The 25,935-nt window shown below is 52.5% G+C and carries 27 protein-coding genes and 4 pseudogenes; 12 read left to right on the top strand and 19 right to left on the bottom strand.

The window, feature by feature from the left end:
- Positions 1-126 precede the first annotated feature (126 nt).
- The 3 genes and pseudogenes from ilvC to ilvB all read right to left on the bottom strand — a co-directional run bounded on the left by ilvC (position 127) and on the right by ilvB (position 3,516).
- Positions 127-1,120 (bottom strand): annotated as a pseudogene (ilvC, locus tag SD71_RS11160) (ketol-acid reductoisomerase).
- Between the two features lie 169 nt (positions 1,121-1,289).
- Entirely contained in the window at positions 1,290-1,775 is a 486-nt protein-coding gene (gene ilvN, locus SD71_RS11155) for an acetolactate synthase small subunit (protein WP_041062743.1), read from the bottom strand.
- A pseudogene (gene ilvB / locus SD71_RS11150) lies at positions 1,772-3,516 on the bottom strand (biosynthetic-type acetolactate synthase large subunit). The gene ilvN and the pseudogene ilvB overlap by 4 nt, the downstream one beginning before the upstream one ends.
- A 597-nt stretch (positions 3,517-4,113) precedes the next feature.
- Between ilvB and SD71_RS11145 the strand changes: the two are divergent.
- The gene (locus SD71_RS11145) at positions 4,114-4,569 is read left to right on the top strand and encodes a GNAT family N-acetyltransferase (RefSeq protein ID WP_041062741.1); all 456 of its coding nucleotides are present in this window, start codon (positions 4,114-4,116) and stop codon (positions 4,567-4,569) included.
- 50 nt (positions 4,570-4,619) lie between these two features.
- Here SD71_RS11145 and SD71_RS11140 read toward each other — a convergent pair whose 3' ends face one another.
- From SD71_RS11140 to SD71_RS11120, 5 genes and pseudogenes are all read right to left on the bottom strand, one after another.
- On the bottom strand, positions 4,620-4,859 hold the full coding sequence (locus SD71_RS11140; RefSeq protein ID WP_041062739.1) for a hypothetical protein: 240 nt from the start codon (positions 4,857-4,859) through the stop codon (positions 4,620-4,622).
- A gap of 179 nt (positions 4,860-5,038) precedes the next feature.
- Positions 5,039-5,399, bottom strand: a pseudogene (gene rplT, locus SD71_RS11135) (50S ribosomal protein L20).
- A 32-nt stretch (positions 5,400-5,431) separates the two neighbouring features.
- On the bottom strand, positions 5,432-5,632 hold the full coding sequence (gene rpmI, locus SD71_RS11130) for a 50S ribosomal protein L35 (protein WP_041062737.1): 201 nt from the start codon (positions 5,630-5,632) through the stop codon (positions 5,432-5,434).
- A gap of 16 nt (positions 5,633-5,648) precedes the next feature.
- Positions 5,649-6,239 carry a translation initiation factor IF-3 gene (gene infC, locus SD71_RS11125; protein WP_082034180.1) on the bottom strand — a complete coding sequence of 197 codons (591 nt, stop codon included), beginning with the start codon at positions 6,237-6,239 and terminating at the stop codon, positions 5,649-5,651.
- Positions 6,240-6,470: 231 nt separating this feature from the next.
- On the bottom strand, positions 6,471-7,709 hold the full coding sequence (locus SD71_RS11120) for a glycosyltransferase family 2 protein (RefSeq protein ID WP_041062735.1): 1,239 nt from the start codon (positions 7,707-7,709) through the stop codon (positions 6,471-6,473).
- Between the two features lie 484 nt (positions 7,710-8,193).
- Between SD71_RS11120 and SD71_RS24915 the strand changes: the two genes are divergently transcribed.
- Positions 8,194-8,502 (top strand): hypothetical protein, encoded by a 309-nt coding sequence (locus SD71_RS24915; protein ID WP_235427075.1) that lies wholly within the window; start codon positions 8,194-8,196, stop codon positions 8,500-8,502.
- Positions 8,502-8,717, top strand: a complete 216-nt coding sequence (locus SD71_RS24910; RefSeq protein WP_235427085.1) for a phosphatase PAP2 family protein — start codon at positions 8,502-8,504, stop codon at positions 8,715-8,717. The genes SD71_RS24915 and SD71_RS24910 overlap by 1 nt, the downstream gene beginning before the upstream one ends.
- 463 nt (positions 8,718-9,180) lie before the next feature.
- Here the strand turns inward: SD71_RS24910 and trmB are convergent, their stop codons facing one another.
- Together trmB and SD71_RS11105 are read right to left on the bottom strand one after the other, a co-directional pair.
- The gene (trmB, locus tag SD71_RS11110) at positions 9,181-9,957 is read right to left on the bottom strand and encodes a tRNA (guanosine(46)-N7)-methyltransferase TrmB (protein WP_041062733.1); all 777 of its coding nucleotides are present in this window, start codon (positions 9,955-9,957) and stop codon (positions 9,181-9,183) included.
- A 159-nt stretch (positions 9,958-10,116) separates the two neighbouring features.
- Positions 10,117-10,302, bottom strand: a complete 186-nt coding sequence (locus SD71_RS11105) for a hypothetical protein (RefSeq protein ID WP_041062730.1) — start codon at positions 10,300-10,302, stop codon at positions 10,117-10,119.
- Between the two features lie 298 nt (positions 10,303-10,600).
- Between SD71_RS11105 and SD71_RS11100 the strand changes: the two genes are divergently transcribed.
- The 6 genes from SD71_RS11100 to SD71_RS11075 are packed head-to-tail and all read left to right on the top strand — an operon-like array spanning position 10,601 to position 14,674.
- On the top strand, positions 10,601-11,560 hold the full coding sequence (locus tag SD71_RS11100) for a TIGR01212 family radical SAM protein (protein WP_041062728.1): 960 nt from the start codon (positions 10,601-10,603) through the stop codon (positions 11,558-11,560).
- 1 nt (position 11,561) lies between these two features.
- The gene (locus SD71_RS11095) at positions 11,562-12,140 is read left to right on the top strand and encodes a class I SAM-dependent methyltransferase (protein ID WP_041062726.1); all 579 of its coding nucleotides are present in this window, start codon (positions 11,562-11,564) and stop codon (positions 12,138-12,140) included.
- Between the two features lie 12 nt (positions 12,141-12,152).
- Entirely contained in the window at positions 12,153-12,551 is a 399-nt protein-coding gene (locus tag SD71_RS11090) for a VOC family protein (RefSeq protein ID WP_041062724.1), read from the top strand.
- A gap of 5 nt (positions 12,552-12,556) precedes the next feature.
- Positions 12,557-13,528 (top strand): type I phosphomannose isomerase catalytic subunit, encoded by a 972-nt coding sequence (locus tag SD71_RS11085; protein ID WP_041063149.1) that lies wholly within the window; start codon positions 12,557-12,559, stop codon positions 13,526-13,528.
- 55 nt (positions 13,529-13,583) lie between these two features.
- On the top strand, positions 13,584-14,093 hold the full coding sequence (locus SD71_RS11080) for a hypothetical protein (RefSeq protein WP_041062722.1): 510 nt from the start codon (positions 13,584-13,586) through the stop codon (positions 14,091-14,093).
- A 59-nt stretch (positions 14,094-14,152) separates the two neighbouring features.
- Positions 14,153-14,674: a MogA/MoaB family molybdenum cofactor biosynthesis protein gene (locus SD71_RS11075; protein WP_041062720.1), complete on the top strand. Its 522-nt coding sequence runs from the start codon at positions 14,153-14,155 to the stop codon at positions 14,672-14,674.
- A gap of 63 nt (positions 14,675-14,737) precedes the next feature.
- Here the strand turns inward: SD71_RS11075 and mgrA are convergent, their stop codons facing one another.
- The 4 genes from mgrA to SD71_RS11055 all read right to left on the bottom strand — a co-directional run bounded on the left by mgrA (position 14,738) and on the right by SD71_RS11055 (position 19,732).
- On the bottom strand, positions 14,738-15,727 hold the full coding sequence (mgrA, locus tag SD71_RS11070) for an L-glyceraldehyde 3-phosphate reductase (protein ID WP_041062717.1): 990 nt from the start codon (positions 15,725-15,727) through the stop codon (positions 14,738-14,740).
- Between the two features lie 23 nt (positions 15,728-15,750).
- On the bottom strand, positions 15,751-17,496 hold the full coding sequence (locus SD71_RS11065; RefSeq protein ID WP_041062714.1) for a B12-binding domain-containing radical SAM protein: 1,746 nt from the start codon (positions 17,494-17,496) through the stop codon (positions 15,751-15,753).
- Positions 17,497-17,580: 84 nt separating this feature from the next.
- Entirely contained in the window at positions 17,581-18,579 is a 999-nt protein-coding gene (locus SD71_RS11060; protein WP_041062711.1) for a hypothetical protein, read from the bottom strand.
- 160 nt (positions 18,580-18,739) lie between these two features.
- The gene (locus SD71_RS11055; RefSeq protein WP_041062708.1) at positions 18,740-19,732 is read right to left on the bottom strand and encodes a Gfo/Idh/MocA family protein; all 993 of its coding nucleotides are present in this window, start codon (positions 19,730-19,732) and stop codon (positions 18,740-18,742) included.
- Positions 19,733-19,867: 135 nt separating this feature from the next.
- On the opposite strand from SD71_RS11055, the pseudogene SD71_RS11050 reads away from it, so the two are divergent.
- Positions 19,868-20,670, top strand: a pseudogene (locus tag SD71_RS11050) (Cof-type HAD-IIB family hydrolase).
- A gap of 77 nt (positions 20,671-20,747) precedes the next feature.
- Here the strand turns inward: SD71_RS11050 and SD71_RS22190 are convergent.
- Positions 20,748-21,116: a helix-turn-helix domain-containing protein gene (locus SD71_RS22190; protein ID WP_052476158.1), complete on the bottom strand. Its 369-nt coding sequence runs from the start codon at positions 21,114-21,116 to the stop codon at positions 20,748-20,750.
- A 156-nt stretch (positions 21,117-21,272) separates the two neighbouring features.
- Between SD71_RS22190 and SD71_RS23600 the strand changes: the two genes are divergently transcribed.
- Complete coding sequence (locus tag SD71_RS23600; protein ID WP_152619420.1) at positions 21,273-21,485, top strand: hypothetical protein; 213 nt, start codon at positions 21,273-21,275, stop codon at positions 21,483-21,485.
- On the opposite strand, the gene SD71_RS11035 is transcribed toward SD71_RS23600, so the two are convergent.
- The 4 genes from SD71_RS11035 to cysT are packed head-to-tail and all read right to left on the bottom strand — an operon-like array spanning position 21,464 to position 25,255.
- Entirely contained in the window at positions 21,464-22,546 is a 1,083-nt protein-coding gene (locus tag SD71_RS11035; RefSeq protein ID WP_041062701.1) for a sulfate ABC transporter substrate-binding protein, read from the bottom strand. The two genes, SD71_RS23600 and SD71_RS11035, sit on opposite strands and share 22 nt — an antisense overlap.
- A 42-nt stretch (positions 22,547-22,588) precedes the next feature.
- On the bottom strand, positions 22,589-23,653 hold the full coding sequence (locus SD71_RS11030) for a sulfate/molybdate ABC transporter ATP-binding protein (RefSeq protein ID WP_041062698.1): 1,065 nt from the start codon (positions 23,651-23,653) through the stop codon (positions 22,589-22,591).
- Between the two features lies 1 nt (position 23,654).
- The gene (locus SD71_RS11025) at positions 23,655-24,452 is read right to left on the bottom strand and encodes a sulfate ABC transporter permease subunit (protein ID WP_041062695.1); all 798 of its coding nucleotides are present in this window, start codon (positions 24,450-24,452) and stop codon (positions 23,655-23,657) included.
- Entirely contained in the window at positions 24,449-25,255 is an 807-nt protein-coding gene (gene cysT / locus SD71_RS11020; RefSeq protein WP_407637537.1) for a sulfate ABC transporter permease subunit CysT, read from the bottom strand. The genes SD71_RS11025 and cysT overlap by 4 nt, the downstream gene beginning before the upstream one ends.
- A 246-nt stretch (positions 25,256-25,501) precedes the next feature.
- On the opposite strand from cysT, the gene SD71_RS11015 reads away from it, so the two are divergent.
- Positions 25,502-25,903, top strand: coding sequence for a secondary thiamine-phosphate synthase enzyme YjbQ (locus SD71_RS11015; RefSeq protein WP_041062689.1), 402 nt, complete (start codon positions 25,502-25,504; stop codon positions 25,901-25,903).
- The last annotated feature ends 32 nt before the right edge of the window (positions 25,904-25,935 follow it).

Here is a 25,935-nt window from a genome sequence, read left to right as displayed (position 1 = left end):
GCAAATCGGCTTTTTAAAAATTATAGCATAACGAGCCTAGGCTTTAAGCCGGTACGCCGCGCTTTTTTTTACGCTGTTTTAATAAAAACCCCCAGCCATGGCCGGGGGTATACATATCGGAACGGATTACTTCTTGATCCAGTGCATCATGCCGCGCAGCTCGGCGCCGACCGTTTCGATCGGATGCTCGGCTTCGTTGCGGCGGGTAGCCGTAAGGAACGCACGGTTGGATTGGTTTTCCAGGATGAAGTCGCGAGCAAAACGGCCCGATTGAATATCTTCGAGAACGCGCTTCATTTCTTTTTTTCGTCTCGTCCGTTACAATGCGAGGTCCGGTAACATAGTCGCCGTATTCCGCAGTGTTGGAGATGGAGCTGCGCATCGAAGCCAAGCCGCCCTCGTACATGAGGTCGACGATCAGCTTAAGCTCGTGCAAACATTCGAAGTAAGCCATTTCAGGCGCATAACCGGCTTCAACGAGCGTTTCGAAACCGGCTTTGACAAGAGCGCTCGCGCCGCCGCAAAGAACGGCCTGCTCACCGAACAAGTCGGTTTCGGTTTCTTCGCGGAAGGACGTTTCGATTACTCCCGCGCGGGTGCAGCCGATTCCTTTGGCGTAGGCCATGCCGATCTCGAATGCTTTACCGGTACCGTTCTGGTGAATGGCGATCAATCCCGGCACGCCAAAACCTTCGACGTAAGTACGACGAACCATGTGGCCCGGGGATTTAGGCGCTACGAGAAGAACGTCGGCGTCCGCCGGTGCTACGATTTGTCCGAAATGAATGTTAAAGCCGTGAGAGAACATGAGAGCGGCACCTTTTTTAAGGTTTGGCTCGATTTCATTCTTGTACACGCTGGCTTGCGTCTCATCCGGCATCAAAATTTGTACGACATCGGCTTTACGAGTTGCATCCGCAACGGACAGAACCTCGAAACCGTCATTGCGCGCGCTGTCTGCGGATTTACCGGCGCGAAGTCCGATTATCACGTTAAGTCCGCTGTCGCGCAGATTTTGTGCTTGGGCATGGCCTTGGCTGCCATAGCCGATTACCGCGATTGTCTTGCCTTTGAGAACGCTCAGATCCGCGTCTTTTTCATGAAATAAGTTTACTGCCATTGGGTTGTGTTCCTCCTTCAAATGAATGCGCTTGTTATAGCAACCCTCGAAACGGGCGTTCCAAGAGAGAGCGGACTCAGACAAGTCAAGCTTCGGCTGAAGGATGCACGCTTCTCTCCTCGGACCCCCGTTCCGAGCGGGTGGTTCATACGATCCGACAGCGGAACGGTTAACGGCTGCCCCGCGTCATTGCAGTGACGCCGGTGCGGGACAATTCACGGATACCATAAGGCTTCAGCAGCTCGATCATCGCGTCTATTTTATCGGTATCGCCCACGACCTGGACGATTAACGTGGACGGCCCGATGTCGACGACGGCTGCGCGGAAAGTTTCCACAATGCCCAGAATTTCAGGGCGTACAGAAGGATCCGCTCCGATCTTGATCAGTCCGAGCTCGCGCCCGACCATCGGGCTGCCGCTCACATCAACGACTTTAATGACATCGATCAGCTTATACAATTGCTTCTGGACTTGCTCCAGCGTGCGGTCATCTCCCGTACTCACAATGACCATACGGGAGAGTCCCGCCTCCTCGGAAGAACCGACCGTGATGCTCTCGATATTGAATCCGCGGCGGCCGAACAGGCCGGATACCCTTTGCAATACGCCAGGCTGGTCGTTGACCAGAATAGAGATTGTGTGTTTACGGTTCATTCGGCATCCCCCATGATCATTTGATCGATCGTGCTACCTTGAGTAACCATCGGATACACATTCTCATGCTTGCGGACCACGAATTCCACTACAGCCGGACCCGGATGCCGTAATGCTTCCTCCCATGCGCTCCGCGCTTCTTCCTTGTTTGAGGCGCGGAAAGCTTTGACGCCGTATGCCTCCGACAGTTTGACGAAGTCCGGGCTGCCGGACAGGTCGATATGACTGTAGCGATTGTCGTAAATGAGTTCCTGCCATTGCCGCACCATGCCGAGCACTTGGTTGTTGAGAATGGCAACTTTAACAGGGATATTGTTGATCGCACAAACTGCGAGTTCCTGCGCGCACATCTGCATGCCGCCGTCACCGTTGATCGAGACAACCGTGCGGTCCGGATTTCCCATCTGTGCGCCGATGGCCGATGGGAAACCGAAGCCCATCGTGCCGAGTCCGCCTGATGTAACCCATGAACGCGGCTTGTTGAACGGATAATATTGCGCAGCCCACATCTGGTGCTGGCCGACGTCGGTCGTCACGATCGCATCGCCATTCGTCGTTTCGTGAATCATCGATACGACCCATTGCGGCTTAAGTTCGGTGTCGGAATCGATATATTTGAACGGCTTGGCAGCTTTCCATTCGCTCAGCTGAGCGCGCCAGGCATCCGCGTTCTCGGCGCGTTTCGCCAGTGTATTGGCAATTTGCAAGACCGCCCTGACATCTCCGACGATCGGGATATCGGTCTGCACATTCTTGCCGATCTCCGCAGGTCGATATCGATATGAACGATTTTCGCTTTCGGCGCGAACCCATCCAGCTTGCCGGTTACGCGATCGTCGAAACGAGCGCCGATATTGATCAGCAAATCGGCATTCTGAATGGCTGTATTCGCTGTCCACGTTCCATGCATACCCGGCAGGCCAACGTGAAGATCGTTACCGCTCGGAAATGCGCCAAGACCCAGCAGAGTCGTCGTTATCGGAATTCCGGTCTTGGTAACGAATTCGTACAGTTCCTCATGGGCGCCGGAATAGATCGTACCGCCGCCAACCAGCAGCAAAGGCCGCTCCGCCTTTTCAATGGCGCGAATCATTTTGTCCAGTTGATTCCTGTTCGGCTGAACCGTCGGGTTGTAGCCGCGCAGCTCCACCTGATCGACAGGCTGAAATAAAATTTTCTCTGCGGACACGTCTTTCGGAATATCGATCAGCACCGGCCCTTTACGTCCGCTGTTCGCAATGTGGAATGCTTCATGGATGATGCGCGGCAAATCTTCCGCCTTGCGGACCAGATAGCTGTGCTTGGTGATCGGCATCGTGATCCCGACGATATCCGCTTCCTGGAAAGCATCCGTACCGATCAGGCTTGTCGCTACGTTACCTGTGATAACGACCAGCGGCACCGAATCCATATACGCCGTGGCAATGCCCGTCACAAGGTTCGTGGCTCCCGGTCCGGAAGTGGCGATACAGACACCCACCTTGCCGGTTGAACGCGCATATCCGTCAGCGGCGTGGATTGCCCCCTGCTCATGCCGTGTCAGCAGATGATGGAAATCCGAGAAACCGTGCATCGCATCATAAATGTACAGTACAGCGCCACCCGGGTAGCCGAACACGCATTCGACTCCCTCGATTAACAAACTGCGGAGCAGGATATCGGACCCTGTGATGACTTCAGGCTTACTCCATTTTTGAATCAATTCTTCTTTGGATTTCAACGCGGCGTTCAGTGCGCTCATCTTTCTTCCTCCTTTCAACGTGCGAACAATGGAGTGCGCCTTTGGCGTCACGGGTTGTTCGTCACGAACGTGCGAACAATGGAGTGCGCCTTTGGCGTCACGCATCGTTCGTCACGATACAAAAAAGCCTTTCATCCCCGACGCCAATTCTGGCTGTCTGGGACGAAAGGCTGTTCCTTCCGCGGTACCACCCGAGTTTGCCGCGCACTTCGCAGTAGCGGCCTTCAGAAGTATGATTCCACCGTGCTATGTACGGATATGATGTCATACCTCAGCGCAATAACGTGCGCGAACCCGATTCACCCTAATGCGCCCGGTTCGGCGGTTCAGGCGAACAGCTCCGAGGAGACGTCGCGTACAGGGATTAAGGCATCGGTCTCAGCTATTCCGATACTCTCTGAGCAAAAGAGCCCTATCGCTTTTTCCTCTTCACGGCTGTTTGCGTTCTTTCGATTAGCATCAATTATATTATTCACCAAGGCATCCGTCAATACGCAATGTTCGCCGTTACCGGGGTTTTAACTTGTTCATATGTTAGTAACGGATACATTCGCTAAGGGGAGCATTGAATATACTGAAATTCGGGAGGAACTCCTGATGATCCGTTGGAGGCAATCGGCCGATGATAAAGCTATTGTAGAGCTTGTCCGCACGCAGTTGGTCCCTATTTCCCCGTGGCAGCATCCTCCGGAAAGCCGCTTGAGTGAAGATATTAAAAACCGGCTCCGGCGCGGTCCGACCTTGGTGGCATCCCGAAGCCGTGATAGCAGTCCATTCGGATTTCTCCACATGGAACTTCAGGGAACGACCCTGTTCATCGATTTGCTGGCGGTTGACGGCAGCTTCCAGAATAAGCATTGGGGTTCTGAGCTGATGAATGAGGCGGAGCAATACGGACGCGAGCAAGGATGCACAATCGCGCGCGTGTATGTTGATGAAAGCAACAGCAAAGGTCTGCGATTCTACGAACGACTCGGCTACACCAAAGTGAGCCATATCAAAGAGCTAAAGGTCAATGAGCTGATTAAGTCTTTGCAACGCTTCTGGTCGTAAAAAACGGGACCGCGTAAAGCACGGTCCCGTTTGTCTTCTTGTATAACCTTTTACCAAAAGAATCCGTCGAATCCGAATCCGAAAAACGGAGTAGTTCCTATCGCAAGCAAATCAAACAACACTAGCGGTAAAAAAGCTTGGGTATGAGCTTTGCCTTTCGGTTCCTCCATGATCAACTCATTGCCTCTAATGCCGATCAGCTTACCTGAGACAACCGAACCGTCTTTGCGCATTGCATAGATCCGCTGACCCACCATCTCACGGACTTGTGAACGACTAACATGCGCCATAGTTAACCCCTCCTTTCTAGATGCCGACGGAAGAGGTGCCCCGTTCGCCGTCATCCTCGTGGTCCTTTAAGTTATGACAAAAAAAGCCTTGCGGCTTGCACCTTTGTCCTACTTAGGGGAAATGGGGCTCAGCTATCGGGCGCAATAAAAAAAGCTCCGGTTGCCCGGAGCCTCTGTCATTACGCGTTGATTTTTTCTTTGGCAGCGCCGGCCAGCGAGTTGAACGCGTTGATGTCGTTCACGGCCAGATCGGCGAGCATTTTGCGGTTCACTTCGATGCCGGCCAATTTCAAGCCGTACATCATCTTGCTGTAGGACAGGCCGTTCTGGCGGGCTGCCGCGTTGATCCGCACGATCCAAAGCTTGCGGAAGTTCCGCTTCGTCTGACGACGGTCGCGGTATGCGTACATGAGGGACTTCATTACCTGTTCTTTTGCTTTTTTTAAACAGGCGATGCTTCGCGCCCCAGTAACCTTTAGCGAGTTTCAACATTCTATTGCGACGGCGGCGTGTTACGAATCCGCCCTTGACTCTTGCCATGATTCATTACCTCCCGGAAGTTTCTATGACGATTATTTCAAGTTTGCGAGTTGTTGTTTCATACGGTTTACGTCGCCTTTCGCCATCATCGGTTGGCTTCCCAACACGCGCTTCTGGCGTCCCGATTTGTGGGACAGCAAGTGGTTCTTGTAAGCTTTATGGCGTTTCACTTTACCTGTTCCGGTAATTTTGAAACGGTCTTTCAAGCTGCTATGTGTTTTCATCTTAGGCATCAGTTATATCCTCCTGTCAGTGGCTTTGTTTCGGAGCCAAAATCATTATCATGCTGCGGCCTTCAAGCTTCGGCATGCGTTCGACGACACAAAGCTCACCGACTTCGTTCGCGACACGCTCCAGAATCTTCTGACCGAGTTTGGAGTGAGTTATTTCACGACCACGGAACCGCACGGAACATTTCACCTTGTCGCCCTCATTCAAAAACTTGATCACGTTACGAAACTTCGTCTGGTAGTCATGTTCCTCGATGTTCGCACGAAACCATACTTCTTTGAGGTCGACAATCTTCTGATTCTTCCGGGCTTCCTTTTCCTTCTTCTGCTGCTCGTAACGGAATTTGCCGTAGTCCATAATGCGGCACACCGGCGGTTTCGCCTGCGGTGCTACGTTAACCAAGTCAAGATTCGCGTCAATGGCCATCTGCATTGCTTCACGGAACGGCTTGATGCCGAGTTGTTCGCCTTCAGAGCCTACGAGCCGGACTTCCTTCGCCCGAATTTCCTCGTTGATTTGATGATCCTTGCTAATAATGTTCCACCTCCGAATTGAAATGTCGTTTGAGTTATTTGCAAACAAAAAAATGCGAGCCGCATTGACCCGCATCCTAGTCCTAACGTATACGGTGTTACAAGGCACTGCGGCCTGTAATCCGTGTTCCGTGGGCTACGCCATACCCGTCAGCCAAAGCCGATCAGGTGAGAAGCGGGTGCTTCTGCTTGCGCGTGCTGAATAATATTCTGAATCAGTCACAACGAACACTATACCATGCGCATATCGGGATGTCAACGACAAGTGACGGAACAATCCCCGGGACAGTGCCCGGGGAAGCGGATCCTACATCTGTTTGCCTTGAACTTCTTCCAAGCGAAGAACGCGCGTATGCTGGGTGTGACTCCAAGTTTTGTTGTTTTGCGTGAAAAATGCCCAGAACGTGATCGGCCACCAAGTGAAGAAGAAAATCGGGAACAGAACCAGCTTGAGATACATCCGCCAATCGACTTTTTCGAGCAGCATAGCAAGCGGTGTCTGCATGTAGATGTATATCGATATCGGAATCGCCAGCCATGCCGGTGCAAGTGAATAGATGGAATCGAAATACGGATTGCCCGGCAGGAGCAAATCGAACCAAAGCGTGACGGTAATCAAGAAACCGAGCAAGAAATTGTAGGCGTTAAATACATAAAACGCGGCGTCGATTTTGGCCCAGCTTCGTTCTTTGATGCCCTGCCATAAAAGCGGGAGCATGTAACGCCGGGATACGTCGAAATGCCCTTGCATCCAACGCAGCCGCTGGCGGGAGGAAGCCTTGAACGAGATCGGCTTCTCGTCGAACACACGTGCTTCATAATTAAATTTAGGGTAAATATTACGTTGAATGCAGCGGATCGTAAATTCCAGATCCTCAACCAGGCTCGTAGCTCCCCAGCCCATTTCCTTCAGGAGTGCGGTATCAAAGCACATTCCCGTGCCGCCGAGGAAGTTGGAGAGCCCCAGGTTGTAACGAGGCATCTGCCATAAACGGTTACAGAACCAATAAGTAATTCCGTTCGCAGCGCTCACCCATGAGTCGTGCGGGTTTTTAGTGTCCAAGTACCCTTGGATAACACGGTGTCCGTTGCAAAGATCCTCATTCATATATTGCAGGAAGTTTGTGGCAACCAGGTTGTCGGCGTCGAACATGACGATTGAATCGTATTGGCGAGGGCGGTTCCACATCTCCTTGAGCATCCACTCAATCGCATACCCTTTTCCGCGTTGGTGAGGGTTAAAACGTTCGCAAGCGAATACGCCAGGATATTTGCGTACGACGTCAGCCGTTCCGTCCGTACAGTTGTCACAGATTACGAAAATATCAAACAGTTCACGAGGATAATCCATTTTTAAAAGGTTTTCAATCAGTGCGCCGACAACAGCTTCTTCATTATGAGCGGCGACGAGCAGTGCGAACGATTTTGTTGGCTTGTGCGTGATCCGTTCCTTCTTGCGGTACCAGCCGAAGAACGACAGCACGACCTGATACGTGCCGATCAGGAAAAACAACACCTGAATGACGAGAAGAAAAGTGTTTAACATATTCAGTTGTACCCCTAACCCTATTTTCATACCCTTTTTCTCTCTATACGCTGCATGTCTATCTCTCTTCGGTCGGGAGCCGAAGGCACATCCTTGATTGTGTTCGGTTTTGTACCGTTTGTCAAAAGCATGGAATCGTCATATTCGCGGCATTCCCCGGGCATCCGCTGTTCTCACAAGCAGAGCGTTCCTGCATAACCGGATTTCCTCGCTATGCTGTCTGTTTTCGCCGGTTTACACTCGTTTTACTTCCGAAGTCCTAGTTATTCCACACGATTGTGACGCTGGAAGCGAGCAAAAGGTTTCGTGAAACATTGTAAATATCTCCATAAAAAAGTTTACCCATCCGCTGTACAATGTAAAACGCAAAAAGAGGTACGAGTTAACGCCGAATTAATACATACGTAACAAATGCGTTATAAAATTGAAATAGACCGACTACGCCGGGCCGGCAAATTCACGGCCGCGAAAAGGAGATGACTTATTGAGCAGAATATATCGAATGCTTCAGGAAGTGGAGCGTCCGTTGTTCCTGCACGTTAACAGTCGTTGGAATCATGCCGTGTTGAGTTGGATTTTTCACGTGATGTCCTTTGTTGCCGGTGCGTCCTTTAGCCTTTGCTTCTCGATCGCCTGTGCGCTATTTGCTCCGGAACCGTGGAGTACGGCCGGCTGGCAGGCGCTGGCGGCCATTGTCGTCAGCCATATTCCAGTAGCAATCGCCAAGAAGAGCGCACCAAGCTCCGTCCGCATCAAGTATTCCCACAAATCAGAACGAACCGTCGGCCGTTGATGGACCCGTCCTTCCCTTCGGGGCACACTACCGCAGCTTTCGCCATGTTAACCCCGTGGATGCACATGGAGCCGCTGCTCATCCCGGCACTGCTGCCGATTGCAATCGGTGTCGCCTTATCCCGTATTTACTTCGGACTGCACTTTCCAAGCGACACCGTTGCAGGCGCCCTGCTGGGAACGGGAACCGCGCTGCTTGCCGCGATATGGATATAGTATGTGCTGTTAAAAGAATGAGACTGCCTGCGGCAGTCTCATTTCGGTTATTGTGTCTGTGTGTGCGCAGTTGAGCCGGTTTTGCCGGGTAACTAGTCCGGTCCAGTGGGCGAGAGCGCCGAGTTAACCGGTTTTTCCGACTAATTCCCCCGTCCGAGTAGCCGCGAGCATCGAGTTAATCGGTTTTTCCGGACATCACTTCCCCGAATAGTCCAGACGTTCGTTAGGTCAAATTTTAGACGATCTCGCCAAGTTGAGCCTCACAATACGGTGCGTTAGTTCAATTTCTAGACGATCTCGCCCGCACGAGCCAAAAAACACGACGCGTTAGTGCAAATTTTAGACGATCTCGGCCATTCGATCGCTCAAACACCTTACGTTAGTTCAAATTTTAGACGATCTCGCCCGTAGCGCCCAAACAGGCAGCGCAATTACATACATTCGGACTAGGTCCATGTCCTCATCAATCAGCCGGCTCCGGATCAACTACCGGCGAAGGTTCCTTCGCGTCTGCCCGGCGGGATTGCTCGGCCAAGTCCTGAGCTACCACAAGCCGGTGCTGATCGCGCACCTTGGCGCCGATCACGGCTTCCAGCCGGTAGATCGGCATTCCCTGGGCTACGAACTTGGTCTCGTACTCCGTTAAGACGAGGTCATGTCGGACCCCGTGCCGATGCAGATCCAGCGAGATGTTGCGCATTTGAATCTCGATGTCGGAGAAGCTGTTCAGAGAAAACTCGAATAATGACAGCGAGTCGGTCTTAAAATGAATTTCACCGATATCACTCAGCACATATTTATATTTCATCAGGAAACGCGGATGTGTGAGGCGGCGTCTCGCATGCTTCGATTTCGGCCAAGGGTCGCTGAAATTCAAATAAATACGCTCCAGCTCGCCCGGCTCGAACATCAATTCAAGCTCCTCCACATTGCCCCGCACAAGCGCCAGATTGGGCACTTCATCGAGCCCTTTTTCCTCTTTCCATAGTGCCCGCGCTTTTTCACTGCCCCTGCGGAGAAGCTCGTCGTATATGTCCATGCCGATATAGTTGATCCCGGGATTATTAGCGCTCATTCTACTGATGAATTGTCCTTTTCCCATGCCGCATTCAATATGGATCGGTTGGTCGTTCCCGAAAAACTCGTGCCACCGCCCTTTGAGCTTATGCGGCTCCAGCACTACAAGGTCCGGCTGCTGCTCCAAGCTTTCCCGTATATTTTTCCTGCCGCGAAGTCGCATTCCTCATCCCTCCCGCAACACTAGGTTGCATTAACGTCAATGCATCCTATTTTGCCCAAAGTGCGCCCGCTTGTAAAGGAGGTTTTCGTCCATCCGTCAAACACAAAAAAACCGGCACCCTCTGCGGGCAGCCGGTGTAACGCGTCGAATGCGGGAATCTTAATTCATAGGACGGTACTCATTCAATTGATACTGGCCTTGCAGTGCGTTGTTCAGCTTCTTCTTCGCCGACACTTCGATATCATGGTTGTTGTAAAACTTGATACCCGATAGAGCCATGACTTCTTTGAGAGTAAGCTCGACCTTCACGGTATCGTCACCTTGCGGGATGCGAACTGAATTCATGTAACTCACCTCTCCAATTCGATTTACACTGGGTATAGCCGGCACGTGAGATGGAAATGGTGTGAATTCTACTGCCAGATGATCCATAATAAAGGTGTGAGTTTATACGGGTTTGGCGCATTTCTAATATAACATACCATGTTAGGTATTTCAAGTTGGAAACGCTTTATTTTTAATGTTTGTTCTGCATAAGAAAGGCATGCATTTATTCGTTTCATGCATGAGCACCCGCCTGCCTCGCAATTTCCCCCTCTTTTCGCTACAATTAATTATGACTTCATTAAAGGACGGATGCAGCATGGCAACGGATCAATTAGATATTCAAACCCCCATGACGTGGGGAGATAAGAGATTTCATACGTGGAATTACGAAATGCGGGAAACGTTCGGCACCAAAACATTCAAAGTAATGCTGGATGCCGGCTTCACTTGTCCCAATCGGGACGGGAGCATAGCAGCCGGCGGCTGCACGTTCTGCAGCGCGCGCGGTTCCGGCGATTTCGCGGGCAGCCGCCGCAACGATCTGGTTACCCAATTCAATGAAGTCCGGGACCGCCAGCATCTCAAGTGGCCGGAAGCCAAATATATCGGTTATTTTCAAGCCTATACGAACACTTACGCGCCTCTGGAAACCTTGCGGGAATATTATGAGGTCATTTTGGAGCAGCCCGGTGTTGTAGGATTATCCATCGCGACTCGTCCCGATTGCCTCCCCGATGATGTCGTTGATTATCTCGCCGAACTGAACAAGCGAACTTACCTGTGGATCGAAATGGGATTGCAGACGGTTCATGAATCGACTTCGCAATTGATCAATCGGGCGCATGATACGGATTGCTTCCGAGACGCGGTGAACCGCCTGAGAGCCAAGGGCATCCGGGTCTGTACCCATATTATCCACGGCTTGCCGGGAGAATCCCGCGAAATGATGCTGGAAACAGCCCGCCAGGCGGCAGAGATGGATGTGCAAGGCATCAAAGTTCATCTTCTTCATCTTATGCGAAAAACCCCGATGGTACGGCAGTGGCGGGATGGATTGCTGAGATTCCTGGATATGGATGAGTATATCAACCTGGTCGTGGATACTTTGGAGATGCTTCCGCCTCAGATGATTGTTCATCGCCTCACCGGAGATGCTCCTCGCGACCTGCTGATCGGGCCGATGTGGAGCCTCAGAAAATGGGAAGTGCTGAACGCCATCGACGCCGAGCTGGTTCGCCGCAACAGCTGGCAGGGTAAAGCTTGGAGGGGGAGCTAATTTGGGTTTCCTCTCTGTGTTGAGCCAAGCTCAGCGATTTGTAACGGAGCGGGTACGTCCGGGCGACATTGTCATTGATGCAACGGCGGGTAACGGTGTTGACACCTTGTTCCTGTCCAAGCTTGTCGGTGCCGGGGGCAAGGTGTTTGCGTTTGATGTGCAGCCGGATGCACTTGAACACACGCGTAAGCGGCTGGAATCGGTGCGGGATCAGGAGGCGCTTGCTCCCGTCACTCTGCTGCACACGGGTCATGAGCACATCGCCGAAAGCATCCCGGACACCTGTCACGGACAGGTCGCAGCCGTCATGTTTAACCTCGGCTACCTTCCGGGCGGGGAGCATTCGGTTACGACGATGCCTCCCACTACATTGATCGCTCTGCAGGCGGCATTGAAGCTGCTGCGTACCGGCGGAATACTCACAGCTATCGTCTACCCCGGCCATCAGGGTGGAGATGAGGAAGCGCAAGCCGTTGAGGCTTGGGCATCAGGGGTTTCCTCTTTAACCGCACAAAGCGTTATTTACCGATTTCCGCAAAAACAAGCTGCCCCTTTCCTGGTGGCGCTGAACAAACGATAGGAGGATCACAGAATGGCAGTCCGCAAAATCGAGCATGTCGGCATTATGGTAAACTCTCTGGACAAATCGATCCCTTTTTATGAATCAGTAGCGGGTATGGAGCATCTGGAGACGAACACCCATACGAACGGAGTGATTCGCCTTGCTTTTCTCTCGTTCCCGGGTTCCCGCGATACTGAAATCGAATTGATCGAAGGCTTTGCCGGTGAGCTGGCGAGTGCGGGACGTGTTCACCATGTCGCTTTTACCGTAGACAATATTGAAGAAGAATATAAACGTATCCGCTCGCTGGGCGTTGAAGGCCTCGACGAGGAGATTACGACATTGCCCAATGGCAGCCGTTACTTCTTTTTCGCCGGTCCTGACGGAGAAGCGGTGGAATTTTTCCAGTGTGCGAGAGGAGGCAAATGATCGGTATGAGCATACAACCTTATCCTCTGCATTTTAAACCGGAGTTCAAAGAGCGGGTTTGGGGCGGCCGGGCGTTGGAACGCTTCGGATTCGATGTCCCTCAAGGAGCGATCGGGGAAGGGTGGATGATCGCCGATCATCCGAACGGGGTTTCTCATGTGACGAACGGCGCATTGGCTGGAAAAGGGCTCGACGAAATTCGCGAGTTATTCGGGGACACGTGGTTCGGATCAAAAGGCGGCAGCTCCAATAACGGCCGTTTCCCTCTATTGATTAAGCTGCTCGACTGCAACGACGACCTCTCTGTCCAGGTACATCCGAATGATCATTACGAGAGGCTTCCCGCAGGTGAGCTCGGCAAAACCGAAATGTGGTACGTGCTTGACGCCAAACCCGGAGCTAAAATCATATACGGGCTGGAACAAGGCGTCGATCGCGCCTCACTGGCGAAAGCCATAGATGAAGGCCGCATTATGGATTGCCTTCAGGAAGTAAACGTTCGAGCCGGCGACACTTTCTACATTCCGGCCGGCACCGTTCACGCTTTGTGCGCAGGTGTCCTCGTTGCTGAAATCCAGCAGAATTCCGACACCACGTACCGGTTGTATGACTACAATCGGCCCGGACTAGACGGTAAACCGCGTGAATTACACATTGAGGATTCCCTGAATGTCATCGCCTACGAAGGCTCAGGCGCAACCCGAATGGCTACGGACAATGCTAAGCCGGGAGAGTGGCTTGCACTCGCATCTTCTCCTTACTTCACCACCGAAAAAGGAGTCGTACGCGGAGAGTGGCGGCTCACGACCACCGGCGAGAGTTTTGTCGTTATTATCGTCGGTGAAGACTCGGGCAGCATCGAATGGTCCGCCGGCCGCGTCGACGCCAAGGCGGGAGACTGCTTCTTGCTTCCCGCCAACTTGGGGCAATATACATTGGAAGGTTCAATGACGGTGCTCCGCAGCCAAGTACCATAAAAGGAGATTGCTCCTGTTTTGTCGAATGTAATGAACAGGAACCGGATGATGCGTAATGTCGAAAGGACGGGGTCTCGTGCGTCAATGGATGGTATTGGCGGGATTGGGAATCGGTGTTTGGGCTGTGGCCATACTTTTTTTCGTGCTGTTCGGAGATTACGTGCTGCTGGAAGTGGGAGATCCGTATTTCGGTGCTTCACTGTTTCTGTTAGAAATGTTAGCCTTTTTGCTACTGATCGGCATGGCTTTGGTCGTAAGGCTGAAATTGTTCCACGAGCGCGGCTCGGCCACGCGATTCGCCTTTGTTGCCACTGCAGTGGGATTGCTTTTGAATACGGCGGTTGTATGGCATAGACAAGCTGTGTTTCCCGCGTTCAGCGAAGGCCAGCACCACGCTTTCACTGTCTGGATGACACTCGCCTTTGCGCTTGCCTTGGTTGTGCCGGCGGTCATGGATCGTTTGGTCAGAGAATCGCTTCGACAAGTCGACAAATCGGATGTTCAGTCCGAATCTTCCATGAACCCAGCGGACTCCCCGGCCTTGCAGTCGGATGCCACAGAGTAACAACGAACTTAGACGGCGGCGAACCCTTCAGGGTTCGCCGTTCTACTTGGGAGGAATATATGATGTCCGCATCGACCGAACAGCATCGGCGTGAGGCGCCGGCGAGCGTATCCTGCATGGTGATTACAGTGTCCGATACGCGCAACGAGGAGACGGATAAAAGCGGCAGCCTTATTCGGACCTTATTGGAGGAAAAAGGTTTTACGGTCGCCGCGTACGCAATCGTTCGCGATGAATATGAGGGCATTAAGGAGCTGCTTCACAGCGCGGCGCAGAATCCCGATATAGAAGCGGTGCTGCTGAACGGCGGCACCGGAATAGCCGAACGCGACACAACGTATGAGGCGGTGCGTGACAGCTTGAACAAGGAGATGCCCGGCTTCGGGGAGATTTTCCGTTATCTCAGCTTTGCTGAGGATATCGGGCCGGCAGCTATTCTTTCCCGCGCGATTGCAGGCACAATGGGCACAACAGCGGTATTCTCGATGCCCGGATCGACCGGTGCCGTCCGCCTCGCCATGACACGGTTGATCCTGCCGGAGCTTGGACACGTAATGCGGGAGCTGTATAAGGATAAATAGCAGAAAAATAGAAGGTTGTGCTTACAGCGATTATCGCGTTAAGCACAACCCTATTTTATTGCGTTACTTCAATACAGCCTCGATACGGTCAAGTTCATCGCCGGTGAAATCCAAGCGGTCAAGCGCGGCCACGTTGTCGTCGAGCTGGCTGACCCTGCTTGCGCCGATGAGCACACTCGTTACCCGCCCGCCGCGCAGCACCCAGGCGAGCGCCATTTGCGCCAAAGTCTGGCCGCGTTCCGCTGCGATGTCGTTTAAGCGGCGGACCTTGTCCATCTTTTCAGGCGTAATGCTGCTCTCGCTTAAGAAAACGGAAGCGCCGCCGGCACGGGAGTCTTTCGGAATCCCCTCAAGATATCGATTGGTAAGAAGTCCCTGTTCCAATGGAGAAAAGACGATCGAGCCTACTCCATTCTCTTCTAATAAATCTTGAAGTCCGTCTTCGATCCAGCGATCGAACATGCTGTAGCGAGGCTGGTGGATGAGCAATGGCGTGCCCAACTGCTTAAGTATGGCGATAGCTTCTCTCGCTTGAGGCTCACGATAGTTGGAGATGCCGACGTACAATGCTTTGCCGGAGCGCACAATGTGATCCAATGCCGCCATCGTCTCTTCCAAAGGCGTTTCAGGATCAGGGCGGTGATGATAAAAAATATCGACGTAGTTGAGTCCCATCCGCCGCAAGCTTTGATCCAGGCTGGAGACTAAATACTTGCGCGATCCCCATTCCCCGTAAGGCCCTTCCCACATATAGTAGCCGGCTTTCGTGGAGATGACCATTTCGTCGCGGTAAGGCTTCATATCGGAGGCCATCAACCGTCCGAACATTTCTTCTGCCGAACCCGGAGGCGGTCCGTAATTGTTCGCCAGGTCAAAATGAGTGATGCCCAGATCGAATGCATGCATAACTAAATTCCGGCCATTCTCGAACGTGTCGATGCCTCCGAAATTATGCCATAATCCCAGTGAAACAGCAGGCAGCTTCAGACCCGAGCGTCCGCAGCGGTTGTACTTCATCGTTGCGTAGCGTTCGGAGCTTGCTTTATAAACCATTGAACCGTCACCTCTCGCCTCTATTATTTGGCAGCTGCCGCTTGCCCGTCCGGCTGCGGCAGCGCGACGAACTGAGGAGGCGCCTCTTCACCGGAGTACAGAACGACAAGCGCCGTCGGGTTGGCACGATCCACACGGCCCTCTTCCATCCAGGCTGCGTAATCAAAAGTAAGCCGGTCCAGCACCGCTTTCTTTTGCAGATCGCGCTCATCCATACCGAGCCGTAGTGCGGCGTCCTTCAAGCCGGTCGTCCAAGCTTTTTTATCCAGACGTTCTTCCCACCACAGCTTCCGCGGCTTGTACTTGTGCTGGAGATAGTAGTCGATCTTTAATAGACCGAACGCCACATCCAGATCCAAATTCTCAGGCGCATCGGCCTGCAGGAATTCCCATAAGCGCGAGAATAAATCCTCGAGCTGATGCCCAATCCGGCTCCAGCCTTTGGACTCCCAATAATCCCCGAACGCCTGGAAAAAATCGAAGGGAGATGGGTAAGCCTGTTCAATCAGGTATTCCATCGTCCGATCCATGCGGTGCGCGTTCCAGAATTTTTCCAGCACATCCTCCACACGTTTAATCCTTACAATATCGCCGAAAGGCATGAGATCGTTGCCCAGCATTTCGTACGGCGCACGTTCCATATAAATATATCCGTATTTATCGGCGTCATTTCGCAAACCGGTGCCGCGCAGCATTTTGAGAAAGCCGAGCTGAAGCTCTTCCGGACGCAGCGCGAATACATCGTTAAACGTTTTTCGGAAAGTGTCATAGTCTTCATGAGGCAGCCCGGCGATCAGATCGAGATGCTGATCGATTTTGCCGCTTTCCTTCACCTTCGTCACCGTACGGGTCAGCTTGGCAAAGTTCTGTCTGCGTTGAACCGCCAAATTGGTCGGATCATTCGTAGACTGCACGCCGATCTCGAATCGAAACACGCCTGCAGGCGCATTCTCCGCAAGGAAGTCGAGCACTTCGGGCCGCATAATATCCGCCGTGATCTCGAACTGGAAAACACATCCCCTGTGGTTGTCGATCAGGAATTGGAAAATTTCCATCGCATATTCGCGTTTGATGTTAAAAGTACGGTCCACAAACTTGATCAGCTTGGCGCCGCTGTCTATCAAGTAAGTCAAATCGGCCTTAACCCGCTCCATATCGAAATAGCGGACGCCCACCTCAATACTGGACAAGCAAAACTGGCAGCTGAACGGACATCCGCGGCTTGTCTCAAAATAGACCACACGATTGCGCAGAGAAGGAATATCCTGCTCGAACCGGTGCGGAGACGGGATGACGTTCAGATCCAATTTCGGACGAGGCGGTGTGATCACAACCTCTCTGTCTTTACGGTAAGCCATTCCGAAGACAAAGTGGTATTTTTGCTCACCGGCGATCTGCCGGAGCAAATCCCGGAAGGTTTCCTCCCCTTCGCCCATGACGATGAAATCCACGGCCTGCAGCCTGTCCATCCATTCCCCGGTGTCATATGAAACTTCCGGTCCGCCCAGCACGATTTTCACATCCGGCAATACCTTGCGAATCATATCGACAACCGCGATCGTCTCTTCGATGTTCCAGATATAGCAGGAGAATCCGATCACATCCGGCTTCCGCGAGAACAAATCAGCGGCAATGCTCATGACCGGGTCTTTGATCGTATACTCTGCAATACCCACGTCAAACTCGCCTTGGCTGAAAGATTTCAAATAGCGCAAGGCGAGCGATGTATGAATATATTTAGCGTTCAGCGTCGCAACGACGACATTCATCACGTATTTCCCCTCTTGTTGTGCAGCATTATCATCTCTATTGTAACGGAAAATGGATGAGGAGGAAAACGCGATGATCGGCGGTCAGCTGCCCGGCAGCGCAGCGCGCGCTTTTGATTCCAGTGAATCCCGGAAGGCGGCGTACTCCGCGACATAGACTTCGTCGCCGTTTTTGTTTTTGGCCGCTACGGCATCTCCGGTTGTGTTCAGGATGTCCAGCAATTCCCGGGTAAGCTGCCCGGTTATCGTTCCGGAATGCGCGACGGCCGTTTGTTCATAGTGGGTTTTCAGGTCAGGGAGAACCTTGTAGCCGGTGCCGAAGATCGGAGTATTATCCATGCCTGTCAAATAGTATTGGAGATATTGGATAAAACGGTCCTCCGCTTTCTGTCGTTCGGGGGAATCCGGAAAGGTCATTACGTAGCTTTCCGCTGCAAGAGTACGCTTGGTCAGCTCATCCCAGGTAATGACAAGCGCCGCATCGCTGGCCGATCTGGCGTCCGACTCCATTGCCATCAGCGACAAGTAGGCCTTCATTGCGGTCGACACTTGTTCTCCGTTAATAAGCAGCTTGCCGTAGTCCACAACAGGGAATACCATTCCTTCTGCGGTGTCCAGCTTGTAGCCTCCGGCCAATGTTTGTTCAACCAGCATTCGTACGGATTTGTCTTCAATGCCGGTCAATTGATCCTCGGTGAAGGGCCAGCTGAGCTTCAGCAACTGCTGCTGCACATTTTCCGCTTGGAGCCTCTCTGCCGCTTCATTCAAGTTCTTCTCATAATAGGACTCCATAACCCGGATAAATTCATCCGCTTGAGCGGGTCCTGCCCCTGCCATCATGTCGCGCATAGACTGCAGCAGCTCGTGTGCCGGAGCATCAGCCAAAGCCTTTGCCCGAAACTGTTCAATGAGAGTTTGATCACTGCTTGGGCTGGGCGGAGGCGTCAAAGTTTCCGTCGGCATGGGAGAAACCGCAGAAGGCGCAGGAGTTTCCTGATCAGACGTCGCCTTCCGGGCACCGCAGCCGGCCAAGGCAGCACATAAAGCAATAACGGATATCACAACCACCAACCGGTTCCTCATATAGCAACAGCCTCCTCGTTGTAACGGTCTTGGCAAGGAAGACTTCCATTCTTTGCCGGCATCGTCATCTTCTACCTATTACAACGGTAAATCGGTGAATTTGGTTGCAATATAAAAAGCCCGCCGGGCAGGCGAGCAGTTCTTGACGCAGCGAAGGTGATTACAGAGTCACACGCTGCCGAGTGCGGGCGGATCCGAGACAAGCATCGATAAGTCTCATATTGTTGACCGAATCCTCCGGTCTGTATGCCGGAAGTTCTTCTCCCCGCACAACTCTTGCGAATTGATCCGATTGGCGCACATAGGCGTCTACCCCATACGGACCTTCCCTGCGGCTGAAATCTCCGATGTACACGGCAATATCGTCGGTCTCGGCGGAAGGAAGGAAAGACGGATTCAACACGATTCGTCCTTCCGTCCCGACGATCTCCAGCTCATTGCGCGGTGCCGCCCACATGCCGCAATCGAAGGTCAAAGCCACATGCCCCGGAAACTCTACCAACCCGGAAGCCATCATATCCACATTATCGTGTTCCTCGGAGAACAGCGCATGAACGGTTACCGCCTCAGGTTCCACGCCCATAATGAGCCGGGCAGCGCTTAACGGATAGCAGCCGACATCATAGAGGGCGCCGCCGCCCCATTCTCTGACATGACGGATATCACCTTTAGATGCTGCGCCGTTGTAAGTGAATACTCCGCGGATGGCACGCAGCTGTCCGATTTCCCCGCCCGCAATGATTTCTTTTACTCTGGCTATTCTCGGATGATGCCGGTACATGAACGCTTCGGCCAGATGCACGCCAGCGGCCGCACAGGCCTCCACAATTTCCTGAGCCTCTTGCGCATTCATCGCCAGCGGCTTTTCGCATAGTACATGCTTTCCTGCTTGCGCTGCCGCTATGGTCCATCGTTTATGTAAGTGGTTGGGCAGCGGAATGTATACCGCATCGATATCAGGGTCGTCTAACAGCGCTTGATAACTCCCGTATGATCTGGGAATTCCGTATTGCTCCGCCTTCGTCCGCGCTTTACTTTCATCCCGGCTGGCAATGGCAAGCAGTTGTCCCGTCTCCGAAGCTTGAATCGCCGGAATAACCGCGCGATCTCCAATAGCAGCGACGCCGAGTATTCCCCAACGTAAACGTGTCATGCCGCATTCCCCTTCCCCATCTCCGTCTCAAACTGCCATCATTATAGCATGCAGGTTCAGCTTTTCGATATTGATCGTATAGGATACAATAAGACAAAAAAATGCATACCTGCCTGCACAGAAAGGAAGACCCCGATGCCGTACCGTCTAATAGCCATTGATCTTGACGATACTCTCCTAACGGATGATCTGGAGGTATCGGATGCGACCCGCCTGGCGATGAGTGAATCGATCTCGCGCGGCGCCCATATTACGATCGCCACCGGAAGGATGTTCGATTCCGCTCAGAAGATCGCCCGCCAGGTCGGACTGAATGTGCCGATTATTACCTATCAAGGTTCACTTATCAAGAACCTGCTGGACGAACAAGTGCTTTATGAACGGTCCGTCCCCGCGCACGCCGCGCTTCGTCTCTATGAATACTGCTTGGAACACGGCCTGCATTTGCAAAGCTACATCAATGACAAGCTCTATGTTCCGGAGGCAACGAGCTCGTTCGCGGATACGTCAAGCAATCCAACATTCCGTACCATGTCGAGCCGGACTTCAAAAAGATTGTGGGACATGACAAACAAACAAAGCTGCTTATCATCGATGAACCTGCACGGCTGGACGCGCTGCTGCCGGAGCTGCGTGAGCTTCTCGGACCAGAGGTGCATTTGACGAAGTCGAAGCCCGATTATCTTGAATTTATGCATCCGGAGGGGACCAAAGGGCACGCCCTTCGATTCCTTGCCGCTCATTACGGCATTCCCATGGAAGAAACGATCGCTTTGGGCGATGCGATGAACGACCACGAGATGGTGCAAGCTGCAGGCCTTGGCGTGGCGATGGGCAATGCCGTTCCGGCTTTGAAAGAAATCGCCGACTTCGTAACGCTCAGCAACAATGAAGATGGAGTCAAGCACGTACTTGAGAAGTTTGTATTGAATGTTTGATCTGCTATGTCAAAAGGTCCCCTCCGGCAACCGCAGGAGGGGATCTTTTGTGCCGCACCAAGCGGACCATGTAGACCTTATGTAGAAGTTGGCTTTTGTTTATCTGCGTGGTGCGATTCCTTCACCCTCTTGGCTTGCAGCAAACGAAACATCTCCAGGCTTTCCAGCAGGTGCCGGGCTTCCTCGTCGGTCAAAGGCTCCAGTACGCCATCCACCAATATTTTGTTCGAAGGCCTGCCGCCGTCCAATTGTCCCAAGATCAGCCAGTCCAACGATACCTCATACATATCCGCCAATTCGCGCAATATCTCGTTATCGGGCTGCGATTTATTATTTTCATATTTTGAAATGGTCGTATAATCGATTCCCAACTTCTCAGCGACTTCATTTTGTGTCAGCTTTTTTCGTGTCCTTGCCTGCTTTAAGCGCGTCCCGAACGTGTTCATCCAGTCATCCCCTCTTGCGTTTCAGTATAAGGGATTTGTCGAAAGCACCATATCCACTTGAAGATAATTCATATATTTATTTGAAATTTGAAATATATTCAAGTTAAAATATGGATGTTGCCGGATGACAAATGAAAAAGGAGTGGACGAAGGATCATGAACGTCATTTTGCGTCTTCCCGATGGAAAAAAAGTCGAACACACCGTCCCCGACATCGAGCAGCTCATGCTGCTGCTTCGACTCGTGAACGGTGTGACCCTTGACGGTATAACCTATCATATTCAGAGTACCGATCTGATCGTTAATGAAGGACAGTGGTCCGTCTCGGTGACCCTCTACGACCAAACTCAGTTCCCCGCCAGCACCTGATACCAGACACCGCGCTTGGAATACAGAGTGCTGCGCACTTCATCCCAGCCGCCAAGATAATTGATATCGAACAAATCCGGAGGCTCCGGAAACTTGTGCTTCCATTGTGCCGATGCTTCCTCCGATACCGGACGGAAACCGTGCTTCGCGAATAGCTGCTGCGCTTCCTGCCCCCGCAGGAATTCGACGAAACCGTCAGCAGCTTCCCGCACGCCGTGGCGATCGGCATTCCGGTCAACGACTGCCGCGGGATTCTCAATCAGGATTGTGCTGCTTGGAACAACGATATCATATCGCACACCTTTCGCGAGACGTGCCAGCAGCTCGTTCTCGTAGGTGACAATGACGTCTCCGACGCCATATTCGAATGCAGCCATCGAAGCGCGGCCGCTTTTGTCCATCGATTCAATGTTGCGGTGGATATCCTTCAGAAACTTCTTCGCAGCCGCAGGATCTTTGGTTCCCGTTGCTTTTTCGGACAGCTTCAGCCCGGCACCATAGATCGCGTTAATATCCCATTGCGCGCCGCCCGAAGTCTTGGGATTCGGATACAGAATCTTGATGCCCGGCCGCGTCAGGTCGTTGAAGTCCCGGATCCCGAGCGGATTTCCGGGTCTTGTTCCAAGCACGACAATCGACCGGCTCACCATGCCGCGATTAGCGTCACTATTCCAGTCTTCACGCAAAAGTCCCGCTTTGACCAATTTATCCATGTCGCCTTCCATGGCCAGAAGCGTGACATCCGCCTCGAACCCTCCGACAATGGCGCGGGCCTGCGTTCCGGAAGCCTCATAAGACTCCTGGAACGTAACGTCCTGCCCGGTTTGCGCCTTCCAGTGCGCCTTAAATGCGGGCAATATATCGCCTAGCGCATCTTTTGCAACGGAGTAGGCACCGATCACTAATGTGACTTCTGCTGACGGATCCGCAGGTCTGGCGGTGCCGTTGACCGTTGCCGTGGTCCCCGCGCCGCAGCCGGCGGCAAATAGGATAAGGAATACCATTATACCGATTAACCCGGTATTCACGCGTGATTTATGTTTTCGGTTTCCCGCTTTCATGCCTACCTCCTGCGATGCCCGTGCAGTCTGACGCCCGAACGGTTATATATGGACCGGCATCGGATCTTCCTTGAGATTGTTCTCCATGATCCAGCTGTCATTGTCGTTGAACAGATAAGCCCGGTGCACCAATACATGTACGAAATCCCCGGGGTGCAGCACTTCTTTTTCCAGCGAACGATAGGTTACGAGACGTGAACCGGCCACTTCAACCTCCACTAGCCATTCGCTTCCACGAAAGTGGAGGTGCCCGACACGCCCCAGCTCGGTGGCGGAAAGTGCGGTAAATTCTCTCGCCTGGCCGATTTCCACATATTCAGGACGGATGAGCGCTTTTGTGTCCGGCCAGATGCGGGCGGTCTCGAACCCGCGCAATGAACCGATATCTTCGATAATGGTGGACTCCCCGATAAATCCGGCAACAAACGGCGTCTCAGGATTTTTATAGATATCCCAAGGCGTACCCTTTTGCTCGAGGCGGCCTTGGTTAATGATCATAATTTCGTCGGCGACTTCAATCGCTTCATCCTGGTCATGGGTGACGAATATGGACGTGATACCCAGACGATCGATCATATCCCGAAGCCAGGAACGGAGCTCTTGTCGAATCTTCGCATCGATGGCCGCGAACGGTTCGTCAAGCAGCAGCAGCTGGGGTTCCGGCGCCAAGGCGCGGGCGAAAGCCACACGCTGCCGCTGTCCTCCGGACAACTGATGCGGATACCTTTTCTCAAACCCTGTCAAACCCGTAAGCTCCACCAATTCCGCAACCCGCTCGCGGATTTTCGCCTTCGGCCATTTTTTAACTTCGAGTCCGAATGCGATATTTTCCGTCACCATCATGTGTTTGAACAGAGCATAGTTCTGAAATACAAAGCCGATCCCGCGCTCTTGAGGGGGCAGATCATTGACCCGCTTCCCGTGAAAATAAATATGTCCCTCATCCACGGATTCGAGTCCCGCCAGCATGCGAAGAATAGACGTTTTACCGCCGCCGCTCGGGCCTAGCAAACCGATTAACTGGCCTTTGTCGATGGAGAAATTGACGTCTTGCACCGCTTGAAAATTACCGAATTTTTTATTCAAACCGCGCACTTCCACATGCATCTCAATGCACTTCCTTTCGGGATTTGGCCCATTCCATGAATAACAGCAGTCCTACCGACCCCGCCGCCAGTACGAGAGCTACCGAATTTGCAGCCGTAAGGTTAAAATTCTCCACATCCTGATATACCAAAGTGGTGGCCGTCTGTGTTTTGAACAAAATATTGCCTGACACGACGAGCACCGCGCCGAACTCGCCTAATGCCCGCGCCACCGTAAGAACGACGCCATATACGACGCTCCAACGGATGGAAGGCCACGTCACACGCCAAAAAGTGGTCCAAGCGTATGAGCCTAACGTCGCGGCCGCCTCTTCCTGCCCGGCGCCGATTTCCTGAAGAACCGGCATCACTTCGCGCACCAGCAAAGGGAATGTAACGAATAACGTAGCGAGAATCATCCCGGGCAAAGCGTATACGATGTCGATACCCGCCCAGTTGAACATGGCTCCAAGAGCCGTCTCGGGACCTAGAAGCAGCACAATCATCAACCCGCCGATGACGGGAGATACGGCGAACGGCAGATCCACGAGACTATTGAGAAGCTGCTTCAGTTTTTTACCCAGCCATGTTGCGCGAACCAGATAAAGGGAAAGCATAACTCCGAATACGGTGTTCAGCAGCGTTACAACCACAACGATCAAGCCGGTCACCCACAGGGCATGCAGTGTTTCCGGCCGCGTTAAACCGCCCGCAAAGCCGGTCCAGCCCTCATTCCAGGCACCCATCGCAATACGGATGACAGGCACGACAAGCAGCAATCCGAAGAATACTGCGGTTAATCCGATCAAAAGCCGCCTCATACACCTTTCCTCCGCATTTGCACATAGTTGACCAGCCATAAGATGATAAAAGAGAAGGTGAGCAGCAGCACGCTTACCGCGGTAGCCCCCGCTGCGTTGTCGCTTTCGATTTCCCCGAAAATGTAGACCGAAGCGATGAGCGTCTTCCCCGGAATATTGCCGGCGACCAGCACGACTGCACCGAACTCCGCCAAAGCCCTGGAAAAGGCAAGCATGGCGCCGCTTGCGATCCCCGGAAGCATGCCCGGCATGATAACCCGAAGGAATGTTCTCGCTTTGGTCGCGCCCAGCGTATAGGCCGCTTCCTCCTCGGATGAGTCCATCTCTTCCAGCAGAGGCTGAACGGCACGAATAACAAAAGGAAATGTAACGAAAATCATGGCAATGACGATCGCGGGCTCGTGAAACAGTATCGCAAACCCGAACTTATCCGCCCACTCCCCTACGAAGCTCTGAGGACCGAGCAGCAGCAGGATCATCAATCCCGCCACCGCTGTAGGAAGCGCAAAGGGCAAATCCACGAGACTGTTCAGCAGCCGCCGTCCCGGAAACCGATATCGGATTAATACCCAGGCGGACATTGTGCCCACGAGAATGTTGATTACAGCAGCAATGATTGCGAGCTTCACCGTTAGGAATACCGCTTTCCAGGCCAGCGGTTCCGTTATATTGTCAATGAACGCCGACCATCCCGCTGACAGCGATTGGCCGTAAATTCCAAGAATGGGGAGTACGATCAGCACCATAAAATAAATCATTACGGCGCTGCGAAATCCCCAGCTCCACCAACGACCCTGCAGCATGGAACTCACGATGACGTGTACCTCCCGAAGCGTAGAGCTATAAGTAAATTTTATTATTCCTATTAACTTACTCGGTATTAACACTTTACCAGAGGATGGCTATTCCAGTCAATGCCTTTTCATGTAGGCGTCTTGCCATTATCAAAAAATCTAATCTAACCTATTCAATTTGCTTATCAATGGTGAAATGGATTTTAGTCACCAAACAATTGGGTATATAATCAGGAAAAAAACGGAGGGCTGTCCATGCTGTTCAAAGAGTCTCTTCGCACTTCACGGCGTGACGAAATGATCGATATCACCCGCCAAGTCGCCGCGCTTGTATCCCGCCAAGGCATGCAGGAGGGTCTGATTGTTGTGTATTGTCCGCACACCACAGCCGGCATCGCGATTAATGAGAACGCCGATCCCGATGTTAAGCGCGATGTCCTTATGCGGCTGGATGAAGTGTACCCATGGTCTCACCCGCAGTACCGCCATGGGGAAGGAAATACCGCATCCCATCTGAAAGCCATCACAACAGGCACATCCCAGACGGTGATCGTCACTGAAGGGAAGCTGCTGCTCGGGCGGTGGCAAGGCATCTATTTTTGCGAATTCGATGGACCGCGGCAGCGGGAGTACTATGTAAAATTCATTGAAGGTTAAAATGAAAAACCGGAGCATGCCGTGGTTGAAAG

Source organism: Cohnella kolymensis (assembly GCF_000829465.1).
GTDB lineage: Bacteria > Bacillota > Bacilli > Paenibacillales > Paenibacillaceae > Cohnella > Cohnella kolymensis.
The sequence above is the reverse complement of the archived record's forward strand: the minus strand, read 5'-3'. Positions and strand labels throughout refer to the sequence as shown.

Bases quoted from the DNA above. Each gene is read 5' to 3' on its own strand.
- ilvN (WP_041062743.1), bottom strand. From the start codon at position 1,775: ATGAACCGTAAACACACAATCTCTATTCTGGTCAACGACCAGCCTGGC.
- SD71_RS11145 (WP_041062741.1), top strand. From the start codon at position 4,114: ATGATCCGTTGGAGGCAATCGGCCGATGATAAAGCTATTGTAGAGCTT.
- SD71_RS11140 (WP_041062739.1), bottom strand. From the start codon at position 4,859: ATGGCGCATGTTAGTCGTTCACAAGTCCGTGAGATGGTGGGTCAGCGG.
- rpmI (WP_041062737.1), bottom strand. From the start codon at position 5,632: ATGCCTAAGATGAAAACACATAGCAGCTTGAAAGACCGTTTCAAAATT.
- infC (WP_082034180.1), bottom strand. From the start codon at position 6,239: ATGCGGGTCAATGCGGCTCGCATTTTTTTGTTTGCAAATAACTCAAAC.
- SD71_RS11120 (WP_041062735.1), bottom strand. From the start codon at position 7,709: ATGTTAAACACTTTTCTTCTCGTCATTCAGGTGTTGTTTTTCCTGATC.
- SD71_RS24910 (WP_235427085.1), top strand. From the start codon at position 8,502: ATGGACCCGTCCTTCCCTTCGGGGCACACTACCGCAGCTTTCGCCATG.
- trmB (WP_041062733.1), bottom strand. From the start codon at position 9,957: ATGCGACTTCGCGGCAGGAAAAATATACGGGAAAGCTTGGAGCAGCAG.
- SD71_RS11105 (WP_041062730.1), bottom strand. From the start codon at position 10,302: ATGAATTCAGTTCGCATCCCGCAAGGTGACGATACCGTGAAGGTCGAG.
- SD71_RS11100 (WP_041062728.1), top strand. From the start codon at position 10,601: ATGGCAACGGATCAATTAGATATTCAAACCCCCATGACGTGGGGAGAT.
- SD71_RS11090 (WP_041062724.1), top strand. From the start codon at position 12,153: ATGGCAGTCCGCAAAATCGAGCATGTCGGCATTATGGTAAACTCTCTG.
- SD71_RS11085 (WP_041063149.1), top strand. From the start codon at position 12,557: ATGAGCATACAACCTTATCCTCTGCATTTTAAACCGGAGTTCAAAGAG.
- SD71_RS11080 (WP_041062722.1), top strand. From the start codon at position 13,584: ATGTCGAAAGGACGGGGTCTCGTGCGTCAATGGATGGTATTGGCGGGA.
- SD71_RS11075 (WP_041062720.1), top strand. From the start codon at position 14,153: ATGATGTCCGCATCGACCGAACAGCATCGGCGTGAGGCGCCGGCGAGC.
- mgrA (WP_041062717.1), bottom strand. From the start codon at position 15,727: ATGGTTTATAAAGCAAGCTCCGAACGCTACGCAACGATGAAGTACAAC.
- SD71_RS11065 (WP_041062714.1), bottom strand. From the start codon at position 17,496: ATGAATGTCGTCGTTGCGACGCTGAACGCTAAATATATTCATACATCG.
- SD71_RS11060 (WP_041062711.1), bottom strand. From the start codon at position 18,579: ATGAGGAACCGGTTGGTGGTTGTGATATCCGTTATTGCTTTATGTGCT.
- SD71_RS11055 (WP_041062708.1), bottom strand. From the start codon at position 19,732: ATGACACGTTTACGTTGGGGAATACTCGGCGTCGCTGCTATTGGAGAT.
- SD71_RS22190 (WP_052476158.1), bottom strand. From the start codon at position 21,116: ATGAACACGTTCGGGACGCGCTTAAAGCAGGCAAGGACACGAAAAAAG.
- SD71_RS23600 (WP_152619420.1), top strand. From the start codon at position 21,273: ATGAACGTCATTTTGCGTCTTCCCGATGGAAAAAAAGTCGAACACACC.
- SD71_RS11035 (WP_041062701.1), bottom strand. From the start codon at position 22,546: ATGAAAGCGGGAAACCGAAAACATAAATCACGCGTGAATACCGGGTTA.
- SD71_RS11030 (WP_041062698.1), bottom strand. From the start codon at position 23,653: ATGCATGTGGAAGTGCGCGGTTTGAATAAAAAATTCGGTAATTTTCAA.
- SD71_RS11025 (WP_041062695.1), bottom strand. From the start codon at position 24,452: ATGAGGCGGCTTTTGATCGGATTAACCGCAGTATTCTTCGGATTGCTG.
- cysT (WP_407637537.1), bottom strand. From the start codon at position 25,255: ATGCTGCAGGGTCGTTGGTGGAGCTGGGGATTTCGCAGCGCCGTAATG.
- SD71_RS11015 (WP_041062689.1), top strand. From the start codon at position 25,502: ATGCTGTTCAAAGAGTCTCTTCGCACTTCACGGCGTGACGAAATGATC.